The organism is Azospirillum sp. B4 (assembly GCF_000333275.1).
GTDB lineage: Bacteria > Pseudomonadota > Alphaproteobacteria > Azospirillales > Azospirillaceae > Nitrospirillum.
On the sequence record NZ_BACU01000242.1, the window covers coordinates 1 to 17,268 of the forward strand.

Here is a 17,268-nt window from a genome sequence, read left to right on the forward strand (position 1 = left end):
AGCTGCCTCGAGCTGTACCTGAAGAGCGTCCCCTTCGGGACGCAGGCGCCGGGGCTTAACGACAGCGCCTCGGCAGAGCGCCATTCGCTCGCGGCACGAAAGCTGGTCGAAGGCGCTTCCCAAGGAATCGGGCGACCTGTGGGATGACTTTCTGGAATGGGATGACGATAGCCGGCCCGCGCTGTTCGCCCACATCGTCAGTCTCTCGGTCAACGCGCTTTACGAGCCTTGGAACCGGCGGCCAAAGGCTGTTGCCCATGCAGACCGGCTGGCGCAGGCCGTCGATCTCGATATGGCGGCAGCCGGATGGAAGCCGACCGTGGATAACTTCCTCGGTCGGGTGACGAAGGCTCGCATCCTTCAGGCCGTGGCCGAGGCGAAGGGTCAACGCGCGGCTGATCGGATCGAGCATCTGAAGAAGGGCGACATGGCGGCGGAAGCACAGACGTTGCTTGCCGATACCAACTGGTTGCCCGAACCGTTGCGCACCGCCGATCGGAGCAGGCCGGGTGTTGAATCCGCCGTGACCGCCGAGGCTGTCGAGGCAATCGAAGAAGCGACGGCAATCGACGGCGAAACGGCCATGGCCGAAGGCGAGCCGTTCGCGGAAGATGAGATGGCCGACGACATCCCCCACACGGTCGCGGCCGAATAACCGTCAACGACTTGCGAGACTGGCCCGCCGGCGACGGCGGGCCTTTTCGTTTGGGAAACGACCATGGCGCAAAACCCACATGATCTTTCACGCATTCTCGCCGACCGTGCCGAGGCGGTTTGCCGTCACTACCTCTCCAGCGGTCGCCGCGAGGGCGGCTATTGGCTCGTGGGAGACGTGCGCAATACGCCCGGCCGCTCGATGTATGTCCGGCTCAAGGACTCGCCCAAAGGTCCAGCCGGCAAATGGGCCGACGCGGCGACAGGCGAACATGGCGATCTTCTCGACGTCATCCGGGAAAGCTGCGGCCTGGTCGATTTCAAGGACGTCGCCGACGAGGCCCGGACCTTCCTGTCGATGCCGCTACCGGAACCGGAGGCCCGCCAGCACCAGCGGCAAACCCCGGCGCCGCATGGCTCGCCCGAAGCGGCGCGCCGGCTGGTTCGCATGTCGCAGCCGATCTACGGCACGCTCGCACAGGCGTATTTACGGGAACGCGGCATTACGGATTTACGCGGAACCGGAAGCCTGCATTTCCACCCGCGCTGCTACTATCGGCCCGACGAGCATTCGCCGACCGAGACCTGGCCGGCGATGATCGCGGCCGTCACCGACCTCGACGGCAAGATCACCGGGGCGCATCGCACCTGGCTCGATCCCCGCCGACGCGACAAGGCGCCGATCGACACGCCGAGGCGAGCAATGGGCGATCTTCTCGGCAACGCTGTTCGCTTCGGCATCGGCGGCGAGGTGATGGCGGCCGGCGAAGGCATCGAGACCGTCCTGTCGCTCCGCCAGGTCCTTCCCGACATGCCGATGCTGGCGGCGCTCTCAGCGGGGCATCTCGCCGCCATCCTGTTCCCCGACACGCTGCGGCGGCTCTACATCGTCCGCGACAACGACCCGGCCGGTGACGGGGCGCGTGATGCGCTGATCGAAAGGGCGAACGCCGCCGCGATCGAGGCGATTGTCATCTCGCCCGAGCTGGACGACTTAAACGAAGATCTGCGCACGCTCGGCCTGGATGCACTGCGCATGGAAGCCCGGTTGCAGGTCGCGCCGCAGGACGTCGCCCGCTTCATGGCGTTGGCGGCATAGCCGGCAGGAGAACGGCCTGCGGTTTCGCCGCCACGCTCGGCGGATGAGTCAATCCATCGGAGGGGCACCGCGCTTCGGCCTTCGAGAGGGCGATCGGCCCACAAGCCGGCCAGCCGGNCAATGNCNNCNGCNNANTANNNNCCNGCNGCCCTGCNNGCCNNTCCNTCNCCANGCCAAATAGCCGGCCTTAGCCATCGAGCCCTGCGCTGCGCTCCGGGTGCCCGGCCTGTCGGCCTGGTGGGCTTCGTCGCCATGAAGGCCGCGACGGTCGCGGTCCAACCGACGAGCATCCCATGCGCGATCACGACGACTTCGAACCGCACCACGAATCCTCACCCACCGACCATGTCCTCAACGAACTCCAGCTCCACGGCTACCGACCCTTCACCGACGAGCCCGACCAGCGGCTACTGCCCGACGGCAACCAGGTCGCGGGCGCTGTCGCCGACATCTTCGACGCCCTGATCGGCACCCTGGAGGACACGCGTCTCGAACCCGATCTCGACGATCTCCTCTGGTCGACCGTCAACGTCTTCCACCGCGCCACCGAACGGATCGGCCGGGAACTGGACGACAACGAGCAGGCCCAGAAGCGGGCGCAGCGCGAACAGGACGGCAGCGAGGTGAAGTCGGTCGAGCTGGAGCGCCTGATCGCCGAGGGCATGACGCTGATCGAGCGCCAGAACGCCTTCGAGCTAATGCGCGACCAAGCCGCGGAACACTATGAGCGCCACGTCGGCAAGCCCTGGCTCCCGCGCAGCGGATCGAAGGTCAACCATCGCAATCTCACCTCGGCGATGATCGACAGTCGCGACTTCCTGATGGCGAAGAAGCGCGCAGACCAGGAGGTACTCCTGCCGCCGGGCCCGAAGATCGTCGTCACCGGCGGGCTCGACTTCGATGATCACCGGCTGATCTGGGCCAGGCTCGATCAGGTCCACGAGAAGCATCCCGACATGGTGCTGATCCACGGCAAATCGCCGAAGGGCGCCGAGAAGATCGCCTCGCTCTGGGCAAAGAATCGCAAAGTCCCGCAAATCGGCTTCGCGCCCGACTGGACGAAGCACGGTCGGGCAGCACCCTTCAAGCGCAACGACGACATCTTGGAGATCGTGCCGAAGGGCGTGATGCACTTCCCGGGCACCGGCATCCACGACAACCTCGCCGACAAGGCCAGGAAGCTCGGCATCCCGGTCTGGAAGTTCGGCGGCGCGTAAGCGCCGCCTCTACCTAGCGGGGGCAATACTGGAACGCAGCCCACGGCGTTTCTACTTACCCACGTAACGGACAGCGGGGCTTCGATGAGCACAATCACGAACGACGACTACAAAACGCATATGGCGCCTATCATCGCCGAGGGGTTCGCGCTCGATCCCCCCGGATTTGAGCGTCTTTCGTTGTGGACGCACTTGCTGATGCACCTCGTCAACGCGCGGACCAACTTCGAGTGGGTGCGAGATCATCCGGTCGAACTCGGCGAAATGGAAAATTCGCTGCGCCAACAGGCGTTCTTCGTCGCGGGGATCTTGGCCTATTGCCGCTGCTATGCGTCTTCTGGCTCCGGCATTCCGATGCTCGACGCCAAAAAGGTCTTCGAGGGCTCAGATGATGGCAAGCAGGTCCATGAGCGCCTGATCGCGCTTCGCAATTCGATCGCCGCACACACGGACGCATCGGACATCGTCCGCCTCACGCTCGCGGTCAAAGACGAGCCGGGGCGGCTCATCATCCGGCATCTCTGGACGATGGCAGTGCCGGTCGACGAGATCGACGATTTTCTGGAAGCCGTCGCTCACACGGAGCATTTCGTCACGGTCAGCCTCAACAAGTATCTGAACCGGCTTGAGAAGGAACGAAGCAAGACGATCGAACTGGACTGAACATCTCGCGGTACCGGCTCTGACGCGAAAACCCGTTCCCGCTTCATTTGCGCTGATCCTTGGTCAGACGGATCGCCTGACGCCATCAACCCATAAAGGGTCGGCGATGCGAGCATGCCGCCGCTGCGGCTTCGCCTGCGCGGTGATTGCAGCGCTCCGTCCGACACATCGGGCGCCTGTCAGCGGGGGAAGGCCCTCCGCTCGAACAGGAGCCGGATCGATGTCCCTCACCGACGCCCACGCCTTCGCCTTCAGCCTGGCCACCACGCTGATGGCCGCCATCATCATCTTCCAGGCCGGCGACGGCACGCTGTCGGTCACGCCCGCCAGCGAATATGACGGCGACATCGCCGCCATCGTCTATGAGATCGACCCCTTCGCCCCCTGACCCGGGCGACTCGGTCGCAGGAGCGGAAATCGCCGCCGAATTCCGCTCCCGGCACGCGCACTCTTGCGCTATACTTCAGCAGCGCCGTGGTGGTGTTGGAAAGCGCGACCGTCAGACTTTGTCTATGCGGAGGCCACCACCATGATCATCCTCGCAATACTTTCGTCCCTCGCAGCGATAGGCCTGCTTTGCTGGCTGCTGTTCACGATGGCCGTCTTCGCGCTGCCGGCGTTCGTAGGTGTGACCGCGGGCGCCTGGGCGCACGGCACGGGCGCCGGCATCCCGGGCGCCATCCTGGTCGGCGCCGTCGCGGCGGCGATCACGCTCGCCGCCGGCCATCTGCTGATCACCTTCGTCTGGCCTGTATGGTTGAAGCTGATCGTCGCCTCAGCCTTCGTGGCGCCGGCGGCGATCGCCGGCTTCCATGCCACCCATGGCATCGTGAAGCACCTCATGCCCTCCGACGCGTGGCAGATCACCTTCTCCGTCATCGGCGCGGTCGCGGTCGGAATCACCGTTTTCGTGCGGGTCGCTGAAATGGCGGCGACTCCGGCCCCGTCCGGCCGGGACCTTGCACGGGCCTGATCTTCGTCATCGCCGTCGGGAGGATCAGGGCAACCGTGGCCGTGGTCGTTCCCGTCGGCTGATGCCGGAAGGATGGGCGTGTGCGACGCGGATCGACGCTGGTCCGGAAACCCGGTTCTCGTTGGAGCGCTGCGAGAGCTGAGCCGTGTCTAGGCAGGCACCGGACATCGGCGCGGCGATCTCGGCGGTAGCGGTACGATGGCCGGATGCGGCAGCGTCGGCCTGGCGGGAGGAGACGAAGTCGGTGAGCGTGCTGTGGCGCCGGTTTGCCGGTGCGGGACGGCCGCCATCTTCTCCGTTATCTGACCGTGCCTCGACCGCTCCAAACGGCCTCTTCAATGGCCTGATCTGGCCGAAGGCCGGCTGCGCCTCGATCGCCTATGCCGCAACAGCCGCGTCAAACTTTCTTCCCCTGCCAGCTGCGCCGTCATTCCTCGCGAGACAAGAAAGCCCTCCTTGGCTGTCAGGCCCCTTCGGGGTGCGCCGTCGATCGCCTCCGGCCTGCCGATCGCCATCGAGGCCGCAATGGTGCGGGCTCGGGAACGGAAAACGGAGACTTACAATGGCGACCATCGGCACATTCAAGAAGACCGGCTCGAACGAGTTCACCGGCGACATCGTCACCCTCAGCGTCCAGGCCAAGAACGTGCGCATCGTCTCCGACCAGCGCGCCACCGGCGAGAACGCCCCTAGCCACCGGGTCCTGGTCGGCCGCGCCGAGATCGGCGCCGCCTGGTCCAAGCGCTCCAACGAGGGGCGCGACTATCTGGGCCTCAAGCTCGATGATCCGAGCTTCAACGCCCCGATCTACGCCAACCTCTTCAACGACGAAGGCGAAGACACCTTCTCGCTGATTTGGTCCCGCCCGAACGGGCGGCGTGGCGACTGAGGCCCCGCGCTAGGCCCCGGCCGGAAGGCCGGGGCCTTCGACGTCCAGAGCGACCGAATCAGTTCGCGCCGCATGGATGCAAGTGGATCGCCAGAGGACCTTAAAGCTGGCCATGGCACCTGAGAACGACTATAATAGTCGTAGTTCTGGCGTGCCCGTAGGTCCGAGTGGGAGGTGATCATGCATGATCACCGCCCGACAATCGCGGGCCGCACGCGCGTTGCTGGGTTGGACACAGGAGACGCTCGCTGACCGGGCCCGGGTATCTTTGACCGCGCTGAAGCGCCTCGAGTCCGAAAGCGGCCTCGAGGTCTATGAGAGCACGCGTGATGAAGTCCGGCGCGCGTTCGAGGCTGGCGGGATCGTCTTCCTGAACTCCGACCAGGGTGTGGGAGTGATGCTTGTCAACAGGAAGAAAGACGACTGACGCATCGGCGGGCGATCGCGCCGCTCCGCCGCCGTGTATACGGTCTGGCGATGGCTTCTGTTCTCAAAGCAGCGTTAACAATCCCCTTCAAAATGGATACATCTATGAACGGGGGATACCGTGACCAAAGAAGACTTTCTGGACCAGCCGCCTGACGGCGCAGCGCTCACCGCTTATGACCAGGCGCATCTGAAGCTTTATCTGCGCCTTCTCGATGCCGATGCTGACGGTGCGGACTGGAAAGAAGTCGTCGAAGCGCTCTTCGGAATCTGTGCCAAAACAGATCCAGAGCGCGCCGCGCGCGTCCACACCGCTCATCTCTCCCGCGCCAAATGGATGACTCAGAGCGGCTACAGCGAACTCCTGGGGCCCCGCCTCCACTGAGGTGATGCAGGACTTGCATCACGTTGATCCGACTTCGTTCTTCCCAGCAATGACTCAACTTGGAATCGTCATCGCTTCACAACTCGCGTTGCGTAACATTTGCGCGGAGGCGGCGGAGGATGTCCGACGAAGAAAGTTGGCGGTCTGAGGCCGCCTATGACTATATCGATCAGCTTACGACAAGCGAACTTGCCTGGGAATTCCTACGGCGAAACCCGGATTACAGAAGGTCCTTTCAGGAATTGTTGTCCTCCGGGCGGTTGAGCGACGAAACAGCGACGGCGTTTGCTCAGCAATGGGGGTTATGTTTTCGCAGCAGACCCACGCATCACGGGCCTCGCGCAGCCGATCTTCTGGACCCCGCAAACCGATCCGGCGGCGATCATCCTCCAAAGCGGGCCCGCCCTGTCCGAAGGTTCTCATCTTACCGTTGACGATCTTCGGGCTTACGCTGTTCGAGACCGCGAAGCAACGCTTCTGCGGTTGAACCTCCACGGCGAGCGATTCGATGTCAGCCTTTCCGGTTCGAAAGAAGGCGATGCGCTCGCCGCGGTGATCCCGCTGGACGAGATGACACCGGACCGGCTGACGGCGTTGGGCCGGTTCTGGTCGGCCGCGACAGGCCGAGCGGTGCCGGCGGACCCGCGCATCACGACCCAGCGGCTTCAACGGGCGCGACAGATGCTACGTGCCGTCGATGCCCGCGAGACTGGCGCCACCTACCGGGCCATCGCCCACTTTCTTTTCCCCCAACATGAGAACGACGCGTCGTCGTGGGTTGGCAGCGCCATCCGCGAAACCACCATTCGTCTCGCCCGCGACGGCATGAAACTCGTTCGCGGCGGATACCGGGCGCTGCTGCGCCGTCCCCGACGCGAACGCTGACACCCACCCGGGTGTCGAATTTAGCTTCCTTACTTCGACATCGTCCAAGGCGCCGTCTTCGCGCCACCGTGCTCGCAACCCGCCGCTCGTTCGCAGCGGCCTCCCGCGAGATCACGGAGGTTCGATCATGGCCGAAAAAGCCACCAATCTACCGCCACGATACCTAAGAACGCAGGAGGCGGCCCGCTTCCTCGGCCTTTCCGAGCGCACGCTCGAAAAGCATCGCACCTACGGCACAGGTCCGACCTATCGGAAGCTCGGCGGCCGCGTCGTCTATTCGGTTGACGACCTCCAGACCTGGGCGGATCGCGGTCTCGTCACCTCGACCTCCGATCCACGCGGCGGGACCGTCCTTCCGGCAAAGCGCCAGGCGGCCGCTCCTACCGCTGCCGGCCGCTTCCCGCGCTGAGCTCCTCACAATGTCAGCGCGCCATCACCATAGCGAACGCGAGCAGCTCGATCTCTTCAGGGCGCTTCCCGGCGATCTCGCGCCGCGCGACGCACAGGACCTGATGGCGTACCCCTTCTTCGCTCTCGGCAAGTCGAAACGGCTGGCGCCGATCGACTTCAAGGCCGGCTCCGTCGTCATCCGTGTGGAGGCCGTCCCTGAGCACGGAATGGCCACCATCTGGGATGCCGACGTGCTGATCTGGGCAGCCTCCCAGATCGTCGAAGCCCGCGATCATGGCCTGCGACCGTCGCGCCTCATGGCCACCACCCCCTACGAGATTCTGCAGTTCATCGGCCGCGGCGTCAGCTTGCGCGACTACGACCGGTTGAAGGCCGCGCTCGACCGGCTCCAGTCGACGACGGTGGCGACATCGATCCGCCAGCCGACCGAGCGGCGGCTGCATCGCTTCTCCTGGATCAACGAATGGAAGGAGCGCGCCGACGAACGCGGGCGGCCGCTCGGGCTCGAGCTGATCGTGCCTGACTGGTTCTACGCCGCGGTGCTCGACGACGCGCTCGTGCTGACGATCGACCGCGATTATTTCGGCCTGACGGGCGGTCTGGAGCGCTGGCTTTATCGCCTCGTGCGCAAGCACGGCGGCAAGCAGGAGTTCGGCTGGAGCTTCGATTTCCCGCATCTCCATGCCAAGTCCGGCTCGCTCTCGCCGCTCAAGCACTTCGCCTACGACCTGCGCGACATCGTCCGCCGGCAGCCACTGCCAGGGTATCGCCTGACCATCGAGCAGTGCCTCGGCGGCCCCGAGATCCTCTCCTTCAAACCCATCGACCCGAACGCGCTCGGCATCCCTCGCCAGCGCCGCCGCTCGACCAAGCGCCCTGGGGATAAGCTGTGAATCGTCTCGTGCTATCAGGGACCGGACCTATCATGCCATCGAGGACCCGATCCTCGTGCTATCGGGGACCGGAATCGTCGAATCCGCCAACTGAATCAGCAACTTGCAAGCCCCGTAACTTATCTAACCTAGATTCCTTCGGAATCTTTCTAACGCGAACCGCATTTTCGCCGCGTGTGGACGAGTCCCCGATCGCCGGGAGACCGTCATGATCGTCGCGCTGCTCAACCAGAAGGGCGGCGTCGGCAAGACGACGATCGCACTCCACCTTGCCGGCGAATGGGCAAAGCGCGGCCAGCGAGTCACCCTCATCGATGCGGACCCGCAGGGCTCGGCGCTCGACTGGTCGCAGCAGCGGTCGCGCGAAAGCCTCCCTCGGCTCTTCGGGGTGGTCGGCCTGGCGCGTGACACCCTCCATCGTGAGGCCCCGGAGATCGCCCGCGACGTCGACCACGTCATCATCGACGGGCCGCCGCGCGTCGCCGGGCTGATGCGCTCGGCACTGCTCGCCGCCGATCTGGTGCTGATCCCGGTGCAGCCGTCGCCCTTCGACGGCTGGGCTTCCGCCGAGATGCTGTCGCTGCTCGGCGAAGCCCGAATCTACCGGCCGCAGCTCGTCGCGCGCTTCGTCCTCAATCGCTGCGCCGCGCGCACCGTCATCGCCCGCGAGACGGCCGAGACGCTCGCCGACCATGACCCGCCGCTGCTCTCCGCCAGGATCGGCCAGCGCGTCGCCTTCGCCGATACCGCGCAGACTGGCCGGCTTGTCGGCGAACTCGATCAGGACAGCGCCGCCGCGCGCGAGATCGCCACCCTGGTGACCGAGATCGGGGGGATCGCGCCATGACCGCGACGCCTCCGAAGCGCGGCTTCGCCACCCGGCCCGGCGACGCGGAGACTTGGATCAGGGCCGCCGACTCGCCTTCACCGCGCGCCCCCGATACGGCCATCTACATCGCACGGCTGACGATCGACGTCACGCCAGACCAGCGCGCCCGGATCAAGATCGCCGCCTTCCAGCGCGGCGTCACCATCGCCGACATGCTGCGCGAGTTGCTCGCGCGCGAATTCCCCGACAGTACCGGAGACGCGACATGACTGGCGCCGCCGCCATCCATGCGCCGGGCGGGCCGAAGCCGGCCGCACCGCCGCCCCACGACCTGACCGAGGTCGAGCTCACCTGGGTCGAGAAGCGTATCGAGAACTGGATCAGGTTCGGCCGCGAGATCAGCGAACAGATCCTCGACCGCCGCCGGCGCGTGCTGCGCTTTGCGCCGGACAGCGTCTTCGGCTTCGTACGCTGGGCCGCGAACGACCACGGGACCATCGCCTCGCATCTCGACGTGCTGCGCACCGTCCGCGCCGGCGAGCCGCAGCAGACCGTGCCCTTCGTGCGTCCCGGCGGCGACATCCTGCTCAAGGTCGAAGGCTGGCCGAAGGTCGAGCGCGTGCTGCAGATGATCGATGCGATTGAGGCGATCGGCATCGATCCCGGCGACGTCTCGCCCGATCATTGGCGGCACGTCCACAACCGGATGGCCGCCGGCGAGCAGCCGCGAGCCTACACGGCCCAGCACCACAAGGCCTTCCTTCTGCGTCGGAGGGCCGGATCATGAGCCGCTTCGGCTACGTCATGGTCACCTATGTCCTGACCATGGGCATGGCGACCGCCGCCTTCGTCGATTTTCCGACGAAGTTCATCTGGAACGCGTCGGCCAGCACGCCGATCGGGCTCTACAGCATCGCGCCGGCTAACCGCTTCGAAGTCACCGATCTCGTCGCCATCCGCGCGCCCGAACCGCTCGCCGCCTTCATGGTCGAGCGCGGCTATATCGGCCGCGGCGTGCCCCTCATGAAGCGGGTTGCTGGCGTTGCCGGCCAACAGGTCTGCCGCCGCGATCACGCCATCACCGTCGACGGCGTGCCGATGGGCGATGCGCTCGACCGCGATCATCTCGGCCGCTCGCTGCCCGTTTGGCAGGGCTGCCGCCGCATCGCCGAGGGAGAGCTTTTCCTGATGAACTGGTCGGTCCGCGACAGCCTCGACGGTCGCTACTTCGGCCCGCTGCCGACCGCCGACGTGATCGGCCGGGCGACACCGCTCTGGACCGATGAGCACGGCGACGGCCGCTACGCATGGCGCGCGCCGACCCGATGAACTGCCGCTTCCCCCAACCAAAGGAGACGACCATGACCCAGATCGGCCAATTCACCCGCACCAAGTCCGGTTATTCCGGGCGGCTCACCGCGCTCTGCATCGACGCCGAACTCGCCTTCGTTCCGGCCGAGGCGTCGGAGGCCGAGAACGCGCCGGACTACCGTGTCCTGCTCGGCGGGGACGACGGCATCGAGATCGGCGCCGGCTGGAAGCATGTCGGCGAACGTGCCGGCGAGTATGTCTCCGTGCAGCTCGACAGCCCGCTGTTCCCGCGTCCGCTGCGCGCTAACCTCTTCCGCTCCGGCGACGACAACGGCGCCTGGGGTCTGCACTGGTCGCGGCCCGCCAAGCCGCGCCCCAACACGCGCGACAGCGAGGACTGAGCCGTGCGCGGCCCGCACCGCTCGCAGCATCAACGGAGCGGCACGGATAAGTCCCGTGCCGCCTCCCGGCTGCTGCTCCTCCTCCTTTCCGGCCTGCCGATCGCCGCGTCGCCGATATCGCCGGCGCAGGCTCAGACCGTGGTCCCGGTTCCCGCCGAGGCGAGCGCTCAGGTCGCCGCCTTCGTGACCGAGGCCTCGCAGCGGTTCGGGATTCCGGTCGCGTGGATTCGCGCGCTCATGCGTGTCGAAAGCGCCAACGACGCGCGCGCCGTCTCGCCCAAGGGTGCGATGGGACTGATGCAGATCATGCCCGACACCTGGGCCTATCTGCGCGCCCGCTATCGCCTTGGCAGCGATCCGTTCGATCTCCGCGACAATATCATCGCGGGCACGGCCTATATGCGCGAACTCTACGATCGCTACGGTGCGCCGGGCTTTCTCGCGGCCTACAATGCGGGGCCCGGGCGGTACGACGACTACCTCGCGAACGGTCGCGCATTGCCGGCAGAAACGCGCGCCTATGTCGCCCAGCTCGCGCCCCTTGTCGGCGGCGAAGCGTCTCCGGCCATCGTCACCGTTGCTGCCGCCGACCCGCTGGCCTGGACGCGCGCGCCGCTCTTCATCGGCGCATCGGATCGCGGGCCGGGCGCAGCTCCGGTGCAGGCGGACGACCAGACGCGTGACGGCGACACTGCGGCTCCGCGGCGCGATACGGCGGCCGATGCCAACCCGACCGGCGGCCTGTTCGTCTCCCGTCGGGAGCCTGCAGGCCCGCGATGACTATCTTCCCCGTCCATCGCAGCATGGCGAACCCCTGCGCAGTGTGGAGGGCGTTGGGAGGGGACACGCCAAGCACAACCGCACGATGGCAGGATAAAGGGGCGCGATGTGCGCCTTGGTTCGGTTGTGCTTTTTCAATGGGTTATGGCGCGATTTCGCGAGGTGCGCCTGATCGGCGCAGCCTGCGCAACGGCACATTCCCAAGGAAAATCATCGCGTTGGCGCGATGTGCGGAGTGTCGGGCATGACCGACAAGCACGATTTCCGCATCCGGCCAGGCCGCATCCGCTCGACCAGCGCGCAGCGGGCGCGGCCCTTCATCGCCCAGGCGCTCGCGGCCGCCCAGCACGCCGGCGGTAGCGTCTCCCGGCAAGGGAAGATCGGGCCCGGCGCGCGGTCCCGGTTCGGGCGCGGCCAGCGCGCCTCGATCCAGGCGAACCGCCTCATCACCGTCCGTTCGCGCGGTGCGGTCATCAAGGCGCGGGTCGTCCGTCATGGCGGGCGCTCCGCGCCGCTCTCGACGCATCTCGATTATCTCCGCCGCGACGGCGTCACCCGCGACGGGGAGAAGGCCCGGCTGTTCGGTCCCGGCGGCGATGACGTCGACGCCAAGGATTTCGCGGAGCGGTCCGAGGACGACCGCCACCATTTCCGGTTCATCGTCTCGCCGGACGACGCGCTGGAAATGTCCGACCTCAAGGGCTTCACGCGTGAGCTCGTCGGCCAGATGGAAAAGGATCTCGGCACGCGGCTCGAATGGGTCGCGGTTGATCACTGGAACACCGAGCATCCGCATGTCCATCTGATCGTGCGCGGCGTGCGCGATGACGGCGAGAACCTGGTCATCTCGCGCGACTATATAAAAGAGGGCATGCGCGATCGGGCGCGCGACCTGATCACCCAGGAGCTGGGGCCGCGCACCGATCAGGAGATCCGGCAGACGCTGGAGCGCCAGATCGACGCCGACCGCTGGACCAATCTCGATCGCCAGCTCGCCCGCGACGCCTATCGGACCGGCGTTATCGATCTCGCGCCGCAGGCCGATTGGCAGCCCGACGAATTCCATGCCCTGAAGATCGGGCGGCTGCGCAAGCTCGAAGGCCTCGGGCTGGCCGACGAGATCGGCCCGGGACAATGGACCATCTCGCACAAGGCCGAGGCGACGCTTCGCGAGCTCGGCGAGCGCGGCGACATCATCAAGCGCATCCACCACGGCCTGACCGAGCGCGGCATCGAGCGCAGCACGGCGAGCTATGTGCTGGCGTCCGAAAGCTTCAACGATCCGGTCATCGGTCGCCTGGTCGCCCGCGGCCTCGACGACGAGCTGAAGGGCACGGCCTTCGCCGTTGTCGATGGGGTCGACGGCCGGACCCACCACATCAAACTGCCCGACCTCGACGCGGCCTGCGACAGTGCGCCGGGTTCGATCGTCGAGCTTCGGAAATTCGACGACGCGCGCGGCCAGCGCCGCGTGGCGATCGCGGTGCGCTCCGATCTCGACATCGAGCGGCAGGTCACCGCGACCGGCGCGACCTGGCTCGACCGGCAGAACATCGCGCGCGAGCCTGCGGCGCTGGGCGGCAGCTTCGGCGCCGAGGTGCGCGACGCCTTGGACCGGCGGGCCCAACATCTTGTCGGCCAGGGCCTCGCCGAACGCCGGAAGCGCGGCGTCAGCTTCCAGCCCGGACTTGTCGACACGCTGCGGCGTCGCGAACTGGGCGCCGTCGCTGAACGCATCGCCGCCGAGACCGGACGGCCGCAGGTCAAGCCCGAGTCCGGCGAATACGTCACCGGCACCTACCAGCGGCGGCTCACGCTCGCGAGCGGCCGCTTCGCCATGATCGACGACGGGCTCGGCTTCAGCCTCGTGCCCTGGACCCCGTCACTCGAAAAGCAGCTCGGCCGTCACGTCTCCGGCGTTGCCCGGAACGACGGTGGCATCGACTGGAGCTTCGGCCGCCAGCGGGGGCTCGGCCTGTGATCACCACCGCAAGCGAAAGGACCCTGCCATGTCCGCCACCAAGATTCTCTGGGGGCAGATCCTTACTGTCTTCGCCATCGTCCTGTTAACGACCTGGGCCGCCACGCAATGGACGGCCTACAAGCTCGGCTTCCAGCCGCAGCTCGGACCGCCCTGGTTCATGCTCGGGGGCTGGCCCGTCTACTATCCATGGTCCTTCTTTCCTTGGTGGTACTTCTACGACGCCTATGCGCCGCCGATCTTCGTCGAAGGCGCCTATATCGCGGCCTCCGGCGGCTTCGTGTCGATCGCGGTGGCCATCGGCATGTCGGTATGGCGCGCCCGCGAAGCGAAGAATGCCGAGACCTTCGGCTCGGCGCGCTGGGCGCGTCACGACGAAGTGCGCGGCGGCGGCCTGCTCGGCGAGGACGGCGTGGTGCTCGGCAAGTTCGATCATACCTATCTCCGCCACGACGGACCCGAGCATGTGCTGTGCTTCGCGCCGACCCGATCGGGCAAGGGCGTTGGCCTGGTCGTGCCGTCGCTGCTCACCTGGCCGGGCTCGGCGATCGTCCATGACATCAAGGGCGAGAACTGGACACTGACTGCCGGCTTCCGCGCGCGGCACGGCCGGGTGCTGCTCTTCGATCCGACGAATGCGAAATCGGCCGCCTACAATCCGCTGCTCGAGGTGCGTCGCGGTGAGTGGGAGGTGCGCGACGTTCAGAACATCGCCGACATCCTGGTCGATCCGGAAGGCAGCCTCGAAAAGCGGAACCACTGGGAGAAGACCAGCCACGCGCTTCTCGTCGGTGCGATCCTGCATGTCCTCTACGCCGAGGAGGACAAGACGCTCGCCGGCGTCGCCGCCTTCCTCTCCGATCCGAAGCGGCCAATCGAATCCACCTTGGCGGCGATGATGAAGACCGCCCATCTCGGGGAGAGCGGTCCGCACCCGGTGATCGCGTCGGCCGCGCGCGAGCTGCTCAACAAATCCGACAATGAACGCTCCGGCGTGCTCTCGACCGCCATGTCCTTTCTCGGCCTCTATCGCGATCCCGTCGTCGCTGAGGTGACGCGCCGCTGCGACTGGCGCATCGCCGACATTGTCGGCGCCCGCCAGCCGACCAGCCTTTACCTGGTCGTGCCGCCATCGGACATTGCCCGGACCAAGCCGCTCATCCGGCTCATCCTCAACCAGATTGGCCGGCGCCTGACGGAGGACCTCAAGGCCAAGGGCAACCGGCACAGGCTACTCCTGATGCTCGACGAGTTTCCCGCGCTCGGCCGGCTCGACTTCTTCGAATCCGCGCTCGCCTTCATGGCCGGCTATGGGTTGAAGGCGTTCCTGATCGCGCAGTCGCTGAACCAGATCGAGAAGGCCTATGGGCCGAACAACTCGATCCTCGACAACTGCCACGTCCGCGTCAGCTTCGCGACCAACGACGAGCGCACCGCAAAGCGCGTCTCCGATGCGCTCGGCACCGCGACCGAGATGCGCGCCATGCGAAACTATGCCGGCCATCGGCTTTCGCCCTGGCTCGGCCACCTAATGGTGTCGCGCTCGGAGACCGCCAGGCCGCTGCTCACCCCGGGCGAGATTATGCAGCTCCCGCCCGCCGACGAGATCGTCATGGTCGCGGGCACGCCGCCGATCCGCGCGAAGAAAGCCCGCTACTACGAGGATCGCCGCTTCAAGGATCGGATCATGGCGCCGCCGCCGCTCTCGCGGCCGACGCGACCGGGCGCGGACGACTGGAGCCGGCTTCCGCTTCCGGCGCGGCCGGCGAGCGTGGTGTCGGCCGGTGCGGCTATCGGCGATGATGCCGGCGACGAAGATCCGACCGGATCGGAACGGCGACACCAGCCGGAGCTGGAACGCGCCGTGCCCATCGAGAAGAAGGCGCCTATCGAGAACGAGTTCGACGGCGGCCTCGACGATGAGGCTGATGACGACACGGCCCGGATCAGCCGCGCCAACCAGATCATGCAGGGCGTGGCGCGTCAGGTCTCGCTCGACCCGAACGACGGCATGGAGCTGTGAGGCTCCCATGGCCAATCCATCGAAGAAGCAGCGCCTGTCGGTCTATCTCGAACCCGAGGTGATGAAGGCGCTCGCAACCCATGCTGCCCGGCGCGATCAGTCGCGCTCGCTCATCGCCGAGGCGGCGATCGCCTCCTTCCTCTCGCCGGACGCCGCCGAGCGCCAGGAGGCGGCAACGACCAAGCGCCTCGACCAGCTCGATCGTCGCATCACCCGCATGGAGCGCGACATCGGCATCTCGGTGGAGATGCTCGCCGTTTTCGTGCGGTTCTGGCTGACCACCAATCCGCCGCTGCCCGAGCCGGCGCAAGCCGCCGCCCGGGCCCAGGCGGGTGAGCGTTACGATGCGTTCGTCGCAGCGCTCGGCCGCAGACTCGCCAAGGGCCCGAAGCTCCGGCAGGAGATTTCCGAGGACATAGATCCCGCGCGCGACGCGCAATAAGCAGCGATTACGGCAACTCAAGTATTCGGCGATTCCGCCGATCGCCTGTCTTTGTACGCCACGGTACGACGAGCAAAACAACCTGTTGCCGCCGGCCGATTTCCGGTTCTCTTAATCATCCCCGATCCAGGGACGGCCTGACGCGGTCCCGCAAAGAACGGGGACGACGTGGCCGCTCCTTACGAGAAATCCGAGGCGATACTTCGCGGAGCCCGCATGCTGCGGACCGCACTCGGCCCTGCGATCGCCGGCTTCCTCGGAGACGCCAGCGTCGTCGAGGTGATGCTCAACCCCGACGGCCGTCTCTGGGTCGACCGGCTCTCGGAAGGCTTGTCCGACACAGGCGAGCGACTCTCGGCGGCCGACGGCGAGCGCATCGTGCGCCTGGTCGCCCACCATGTCGGCGCCGAGGTCCATGCCGGCAATCCCCGGGTTTCGGCCGAGCTGCCGGAAACGGGGGAGCGGTTCGAGGGGCTTCTGCCGCCCGTGGTGGCGGCGCCGGCCTTCGCGATCCGCAAGCCCGCCGTCGCCGTCTTTTCGCTGCAGGACTATGTCGCCGCCGGCACCATGACCGCCGGGCAGGCCGAGATCCTGCGCCAGGCCGTCGCCGATCGTCGCAACATCCTCGTGGCCGGCGGCACCTCGACCGGCAAGACGACGCTCACCAACGCGCTGCTCGCCGAGGTGTCGAAGACCTCCGACCGCGTGGTGCTGATCGAGGACACGCGCGAACTGCAATGCGCCGCGCCGAACCTCGTCGCCATGCGCACGAAGGACGGCGTCGCGACGCTTTCCGATCTCGTCCGCTCCTCGCTGCGCCTTCGTCCCGACCGCATCCCGATCGGCGAGGTCCGCGGCGCCCGAGCGCTCGACCTGCTCAAGGCCTGGGGNNCACGGCACCCCGGCGGGATCGGGCACATCCACGCCGGGACTGCGCTCGGCGCGCTGCGCCGCCCTCGAGCACTCATCCAGGAGGCGTCGTCACCGTCCCGCGCGCCCCTGATCG

General features: G+C 66.7%; 21 protein-coding genes and 2 pseudogenes. All 23 read left to right on the forward strand.

The window, feature by feature from the left end; all coding sequences use genetic code 11:
- Positions 1-319 precede the first annotated feature (319 nt).
- Positions 320-655 carry a hypothetical protein gene (locus tag I55_RS37705; protein ID WP_049974003.1) on the forward strand — a complete coding sequence of 112 codons (336 nt, stop codon included), beginning with the start codon at positions 320-322 and terminating at the stop codon, positions 653-655.
- A gap of 63 nt (positions 656-718) precedes the next feature.
- Positions 719-1,753 (forward strand): toprim domain-containing protein, encoded by a 1,035-nt coding sequence (locus I55_RS10155; RefSeq protein ID WP_044560423.1) that lies wholly within the window; start codon positions 719-721, stop codon positions 1,751-1,753.
- A gap of 293 nt (positions 1,754-2,046) precedes the next feature.
- A complete protein-coding gene (locus I55_RS10160; protein ID WP_044560424.1) occupies positions 2,047-2,970 on the forward strand; it encodes a DUF2493 domain-containing protein in 924 nt (307 codons plus the stop codon).
- Between the two features lie 84 nt (positions 2,971-3,054).
- On the forward strand, positions 3,055-3,633 hold the full coding sequence (locus I55_RS10165) for a hypothetical protein (RefSeq protein ID WP_148293665.1): 579 nt from the start codon (positions 3,055-3,057) through the stop codon (positions 3,631-3,633).
- A 220-nt stretch (positions 3,634-3,853) separates the two neighbouring features.
- Positions 3,854-4,021, forward strand: a complete 168-nt coding sequence (locus tag I55_RS37710; protein WP_199902542.1) for a hypothetical protein — start codon at positions 3,854-3,856, stop codon at positions 4,019-4,021.
- A gap of 141 nt (positions 4,022-4,162) precedes the next feature.
- Positions 4,163-4,606 carry a hypothetical protein gene (locus I55_RS10170; protein WP_044560426.1) on the forward strand — a complete coding sequence of 148 codons (444 nt, stop codon included), beginning with the start codon at positions 4,163-4,165 and terminating at the stop codon, positions 4,604-4,606.
- A 562-nt stretch (positions 4,607-5,168) separates the two neighbouring features.
- A complete protein-coding gene (locus tag I55_RS10175) occupies positions 5,169-5,495 on the forward strand; it encodes a DUF736 domain-containing protein (RefSeq protein WP_044560429.1) in 327 nt (108 codons plus the stop codon).
- 184 nt (positions 5,496-5,679) lie between these two features.
- Complete coding sequence (locus I55_RS10180) at positions 5,680-5,922, forward strand: helix-turn-helix transcriptional regulator (protein ID WP_044560430.1); 243 nt, start codon at positions 5,680-5,682, stop codon at positions 5,920-5,922.
- A gap of 120 nt (positions 5,923-6,042) precedes the next feature.
- Entirely contained in the window at positions 6,043-6,306 is a 264-nt protein-coding gene (locus I55_RS34330) for a DNA -binding domain-containing protein (protein WP_083900996.1), read from the forward strand.
- A 119-nt stretch (positions 6,307-6,425) separates the two neighbouring features.
- Positions 6,426-6,560, forward strand: a pseudogene (locus I55_RS38350) (transcriptional regulator domain-containing protein); the annotation flags it as partial.
- A gap of 31 nt (positions 6,561-6,591) precedes the next feature.
- Positions 6,592-7,191, forward strand: a complete 600-nt coding sequence (locus I55_RS10190; RefSeq protein WP_199902543.1) for a DUF2285 domain-containing protein — start codon at positions 6,592-6,594, stop codon at positions 7,189-7,191.
- A gap of 127 nt (positions 7,192-7,318) precedes the next feature.
- Entirely contained in the window at positions 7,319-7,600 is a 282-nt protein-coding gene (locus tag I55_RS34340; protein WP_083900998.1) for an AlpA family transcriptional regulator, read from the forward strand.
- Between the two features lie 10 nt (positions 7,601-7,610).
- Positions 7,611-8,495 carry a replication initiator protein A gene (locus I55_RS10195; RefSeq protein ID WP_044560432.1) on the forward strand — a complete coding sequence of 295 codons (885 nt, stop codon included), beginning with the start codon at positions 7,611-7,613 and terminating at the stop codon, positions 8,493-8,495.
- Between the two features lie 208 nt (positions 8,496-8,703).
- Complete coding sequence (parA, locus tag I55_RS10200; RefSeq protein ID WP_044560433.1) at positions 8,704-9,342, forward strand: ParA family partition ATPase; 639 nt, start codon at positions 8,704-8,706, stop codon at positions 9,340-9,342.
- Positions 9,339-9,593, forward strand: coding sequence for a hypothetical protein (locus tag I55_RS10205; RefSeq protein ID WP_044560434.1), 255 nt, complete (start codon positions 9,339-9,341; stop codon positions 9,591-9,593). The genes parA and I55_RS10205 overlap by 4 nt, the downstream gene beginning before the upstream one ends.
- Positions 9,590-10,111: a DUF2840 domain-containing protein gene (locus I55_RS10210; protein ID WP_044560435.1), complete on the forward strand. Its 522-nt coding sequence runs from the start codon at positions 9,590-9,592 to the stop codon at positions 10,109-10,111. The genes I55_RS10205 and I55_RS10210 overlap by 4 nt, the downstream gene beginning before the upstream one ends.
- Entirely contained in the window at positions 10,108-10,653 is a 546-nt protein-coding gene (locus tag I55_RS10215) for a S26 family signal peptidase (protein WP_044560436.1), read from the forward strand. Before I55_RS10210 ends, I55_RS10215 begins: the two co-directional genes overlap by 4 nt.
- Before the next feature lie 32 nt (positions 10,654-10,685).
- Entirely contained in the window at positions 10,686-11,036 is a 351-nt protein-coding gene (locus I55_RS10220; RefSeq protein ID WP_044560442.1) for a DUF736 domain-containing protein, read from the forward strand.
- Positions 11,037-11,039: 3 nt separating this feature from the next.
- The gene (locus tag I55_RS10225; RefSeq protein WP_083900999.1) at positions 11,040-11,816 is read left to right on the forward strand and encodes a lytic transglycosylase domain-containing protein; all 777 of its coding nucleotides are present in this window, start codon (positions 11,040-11,042) and stop codon (positions 11,814-11,816) included.
- A gap of 244 nt (positions 11,817-12,060) precedes the next feature.
- Positions 12,061-13,797, forward strand: coding sequence for a VirD2 family relaxase/mobilization nuclease (locus I55_RS10230; RefSeq protein ID WP_044560437.1), 1,737 nt, complete (start codon positions 12,061-12,063; stop codon positions 13,795-13,797).
- Between the two features lie 28 nt (positions 13,798-13,825).
- Positions 13,826-15,820, forward strand: coding sequence for a conjugal transfer protein TraG (locus tag I55_RS10235; RefSeq protein WP_044560438.1), 1,995 nt, complete (start codon positions 13,826-13,828; stop codon positions 15,818-15,820).
- A gap of 7 nt (positions 15,821-15,827) precedes the next feature.
- Positions 15,828-16,262 (forward strand): ribbon-helix-helix protein, CopG family, encoded by a 435-nt coding sequence (locus tag I55_RS10240; RefSeq protein WP_044560439.1) that lies wholly within the window; start codon positions 15,828-15,830, stop codon positions 16,260-16,262.
- A gap of 216 nt (positions 16,263-16,478) precedes the next feature.
- A pseudogene (gene trbB / locus I55_RS10245) lies at positions 16,479-17,268 on the forward strand (P-type conjugative transfer ATPase TrbB); the annotation flags it as partial.

Coding starts and splice junctions, on each gene's coding strand:
- parA (WP_044560433.1), top strand. CDS start 8,704: ATGATCGTCGCGCTGCTCAACCAGAAGGGCGGCGTCGGCAAGACGACG.
- I55_RS10175 (WP_044560429.1), top strand. CDS start 5,169: ATGGCGACCATCGGCACATTCAAGAAGACCGGCTCGAACGAGTTCACC.
- I55_RS10165 (WP_148293665.1), top strand. CDS start 3,055: ATGAGCACAATCACGAACGACGACTACAAAACGCATATGGCGCCTATC.
- I55_RS10195 (WP_044560432.1), top strand. CDS start 7,611: ATGTCAGCGCGCCATCACCATAGCGAACGCGAGCAGCTCGATCTCTTC.
- I55_RS10170 (WP_044560426.1), top strand. CDS start 4,163: ATGATCATCCTCGCAATACTTTCGTCCCTCGCAGCGATAGGCCTGCTT.
- I55_RS10205 (WP_044560434.1), top strand. CDS start 9,339: ATGACCGCGACGCCTCCGAAGCGCGGCTTCGCCACCCGGCCCGGCGAC.
- I55_RS10180 (WP_044560430.1), top strand. CDS start 5,680: ATGATCACCGCCCGACAATCGCGGGCCGCACGCGCGTTGCTGGGTTGG.
- I55_RS10210 (WP_044560435.1), top strand. CDS start 9,590: ATGACTGGCGCCGCCGCCATCCATGCGCCGGGCGGGCCGAAGCCGGCC.
- I55_RS10160 (WP_044560424.1), top strand. CDS start 2,047: ATGCGCGATCACGACGACTTCGAACCGCACCACGAATCCTCACCCACC.
- I55_RS34340 (WP_083900998.1), top strand. CDS start 7,319: ATGGCCGAAAAAGCCACCAATCTACCGCCACGATACCTAAGAACGCAG.
- I55_RS37710 (WP_199902542.1), top strand. CDS start 3,854: ATGTCCCTCACCGACGCCCACGCCTTCGCCTTCAGCCTGGCCACCACG.
- I55_RS10235 (WP_044560438.1), top strand. CDS start 13,826: ATGTCCGCCACCAAGATTCTCTGGGGGCAGATCCTTACTGTCTTCGCC.
- I55_RS10220 (WP_044560442.1), top strand. CDS start 10,686: ATGACCCAGATCGGCCAATTCACCCGCACCAAGTCCGGTTATTCCGGG.
- I55_RS10215 (WP_044560436.1), top strand. CDS start 10,108: ATGAGCCGCTTCGGCTACGTCATGGTCACCTATGTCCTGACCATGGGC.
- I55_RS10230 (WP_044560437.1), top strand. CDS start 12,061: ATGACCGACAAGCACGATTTCCGCATCCGGCCAGGCCGCATCCGCTCG.
- I55_RS10155 (WP_044560423.1), top strand. CDS start 719: ATGGCGCAAAACCCACATGATCTTTCACGCATTCTCGCCGACCGTGCC.
- I55_RS10240 (WP_044560439.1), top strand. CDS start 15,828: ATGGCCAATCCATCGAAGAAGCAGCGCCTGTCGGTCTATCTCGAACCC.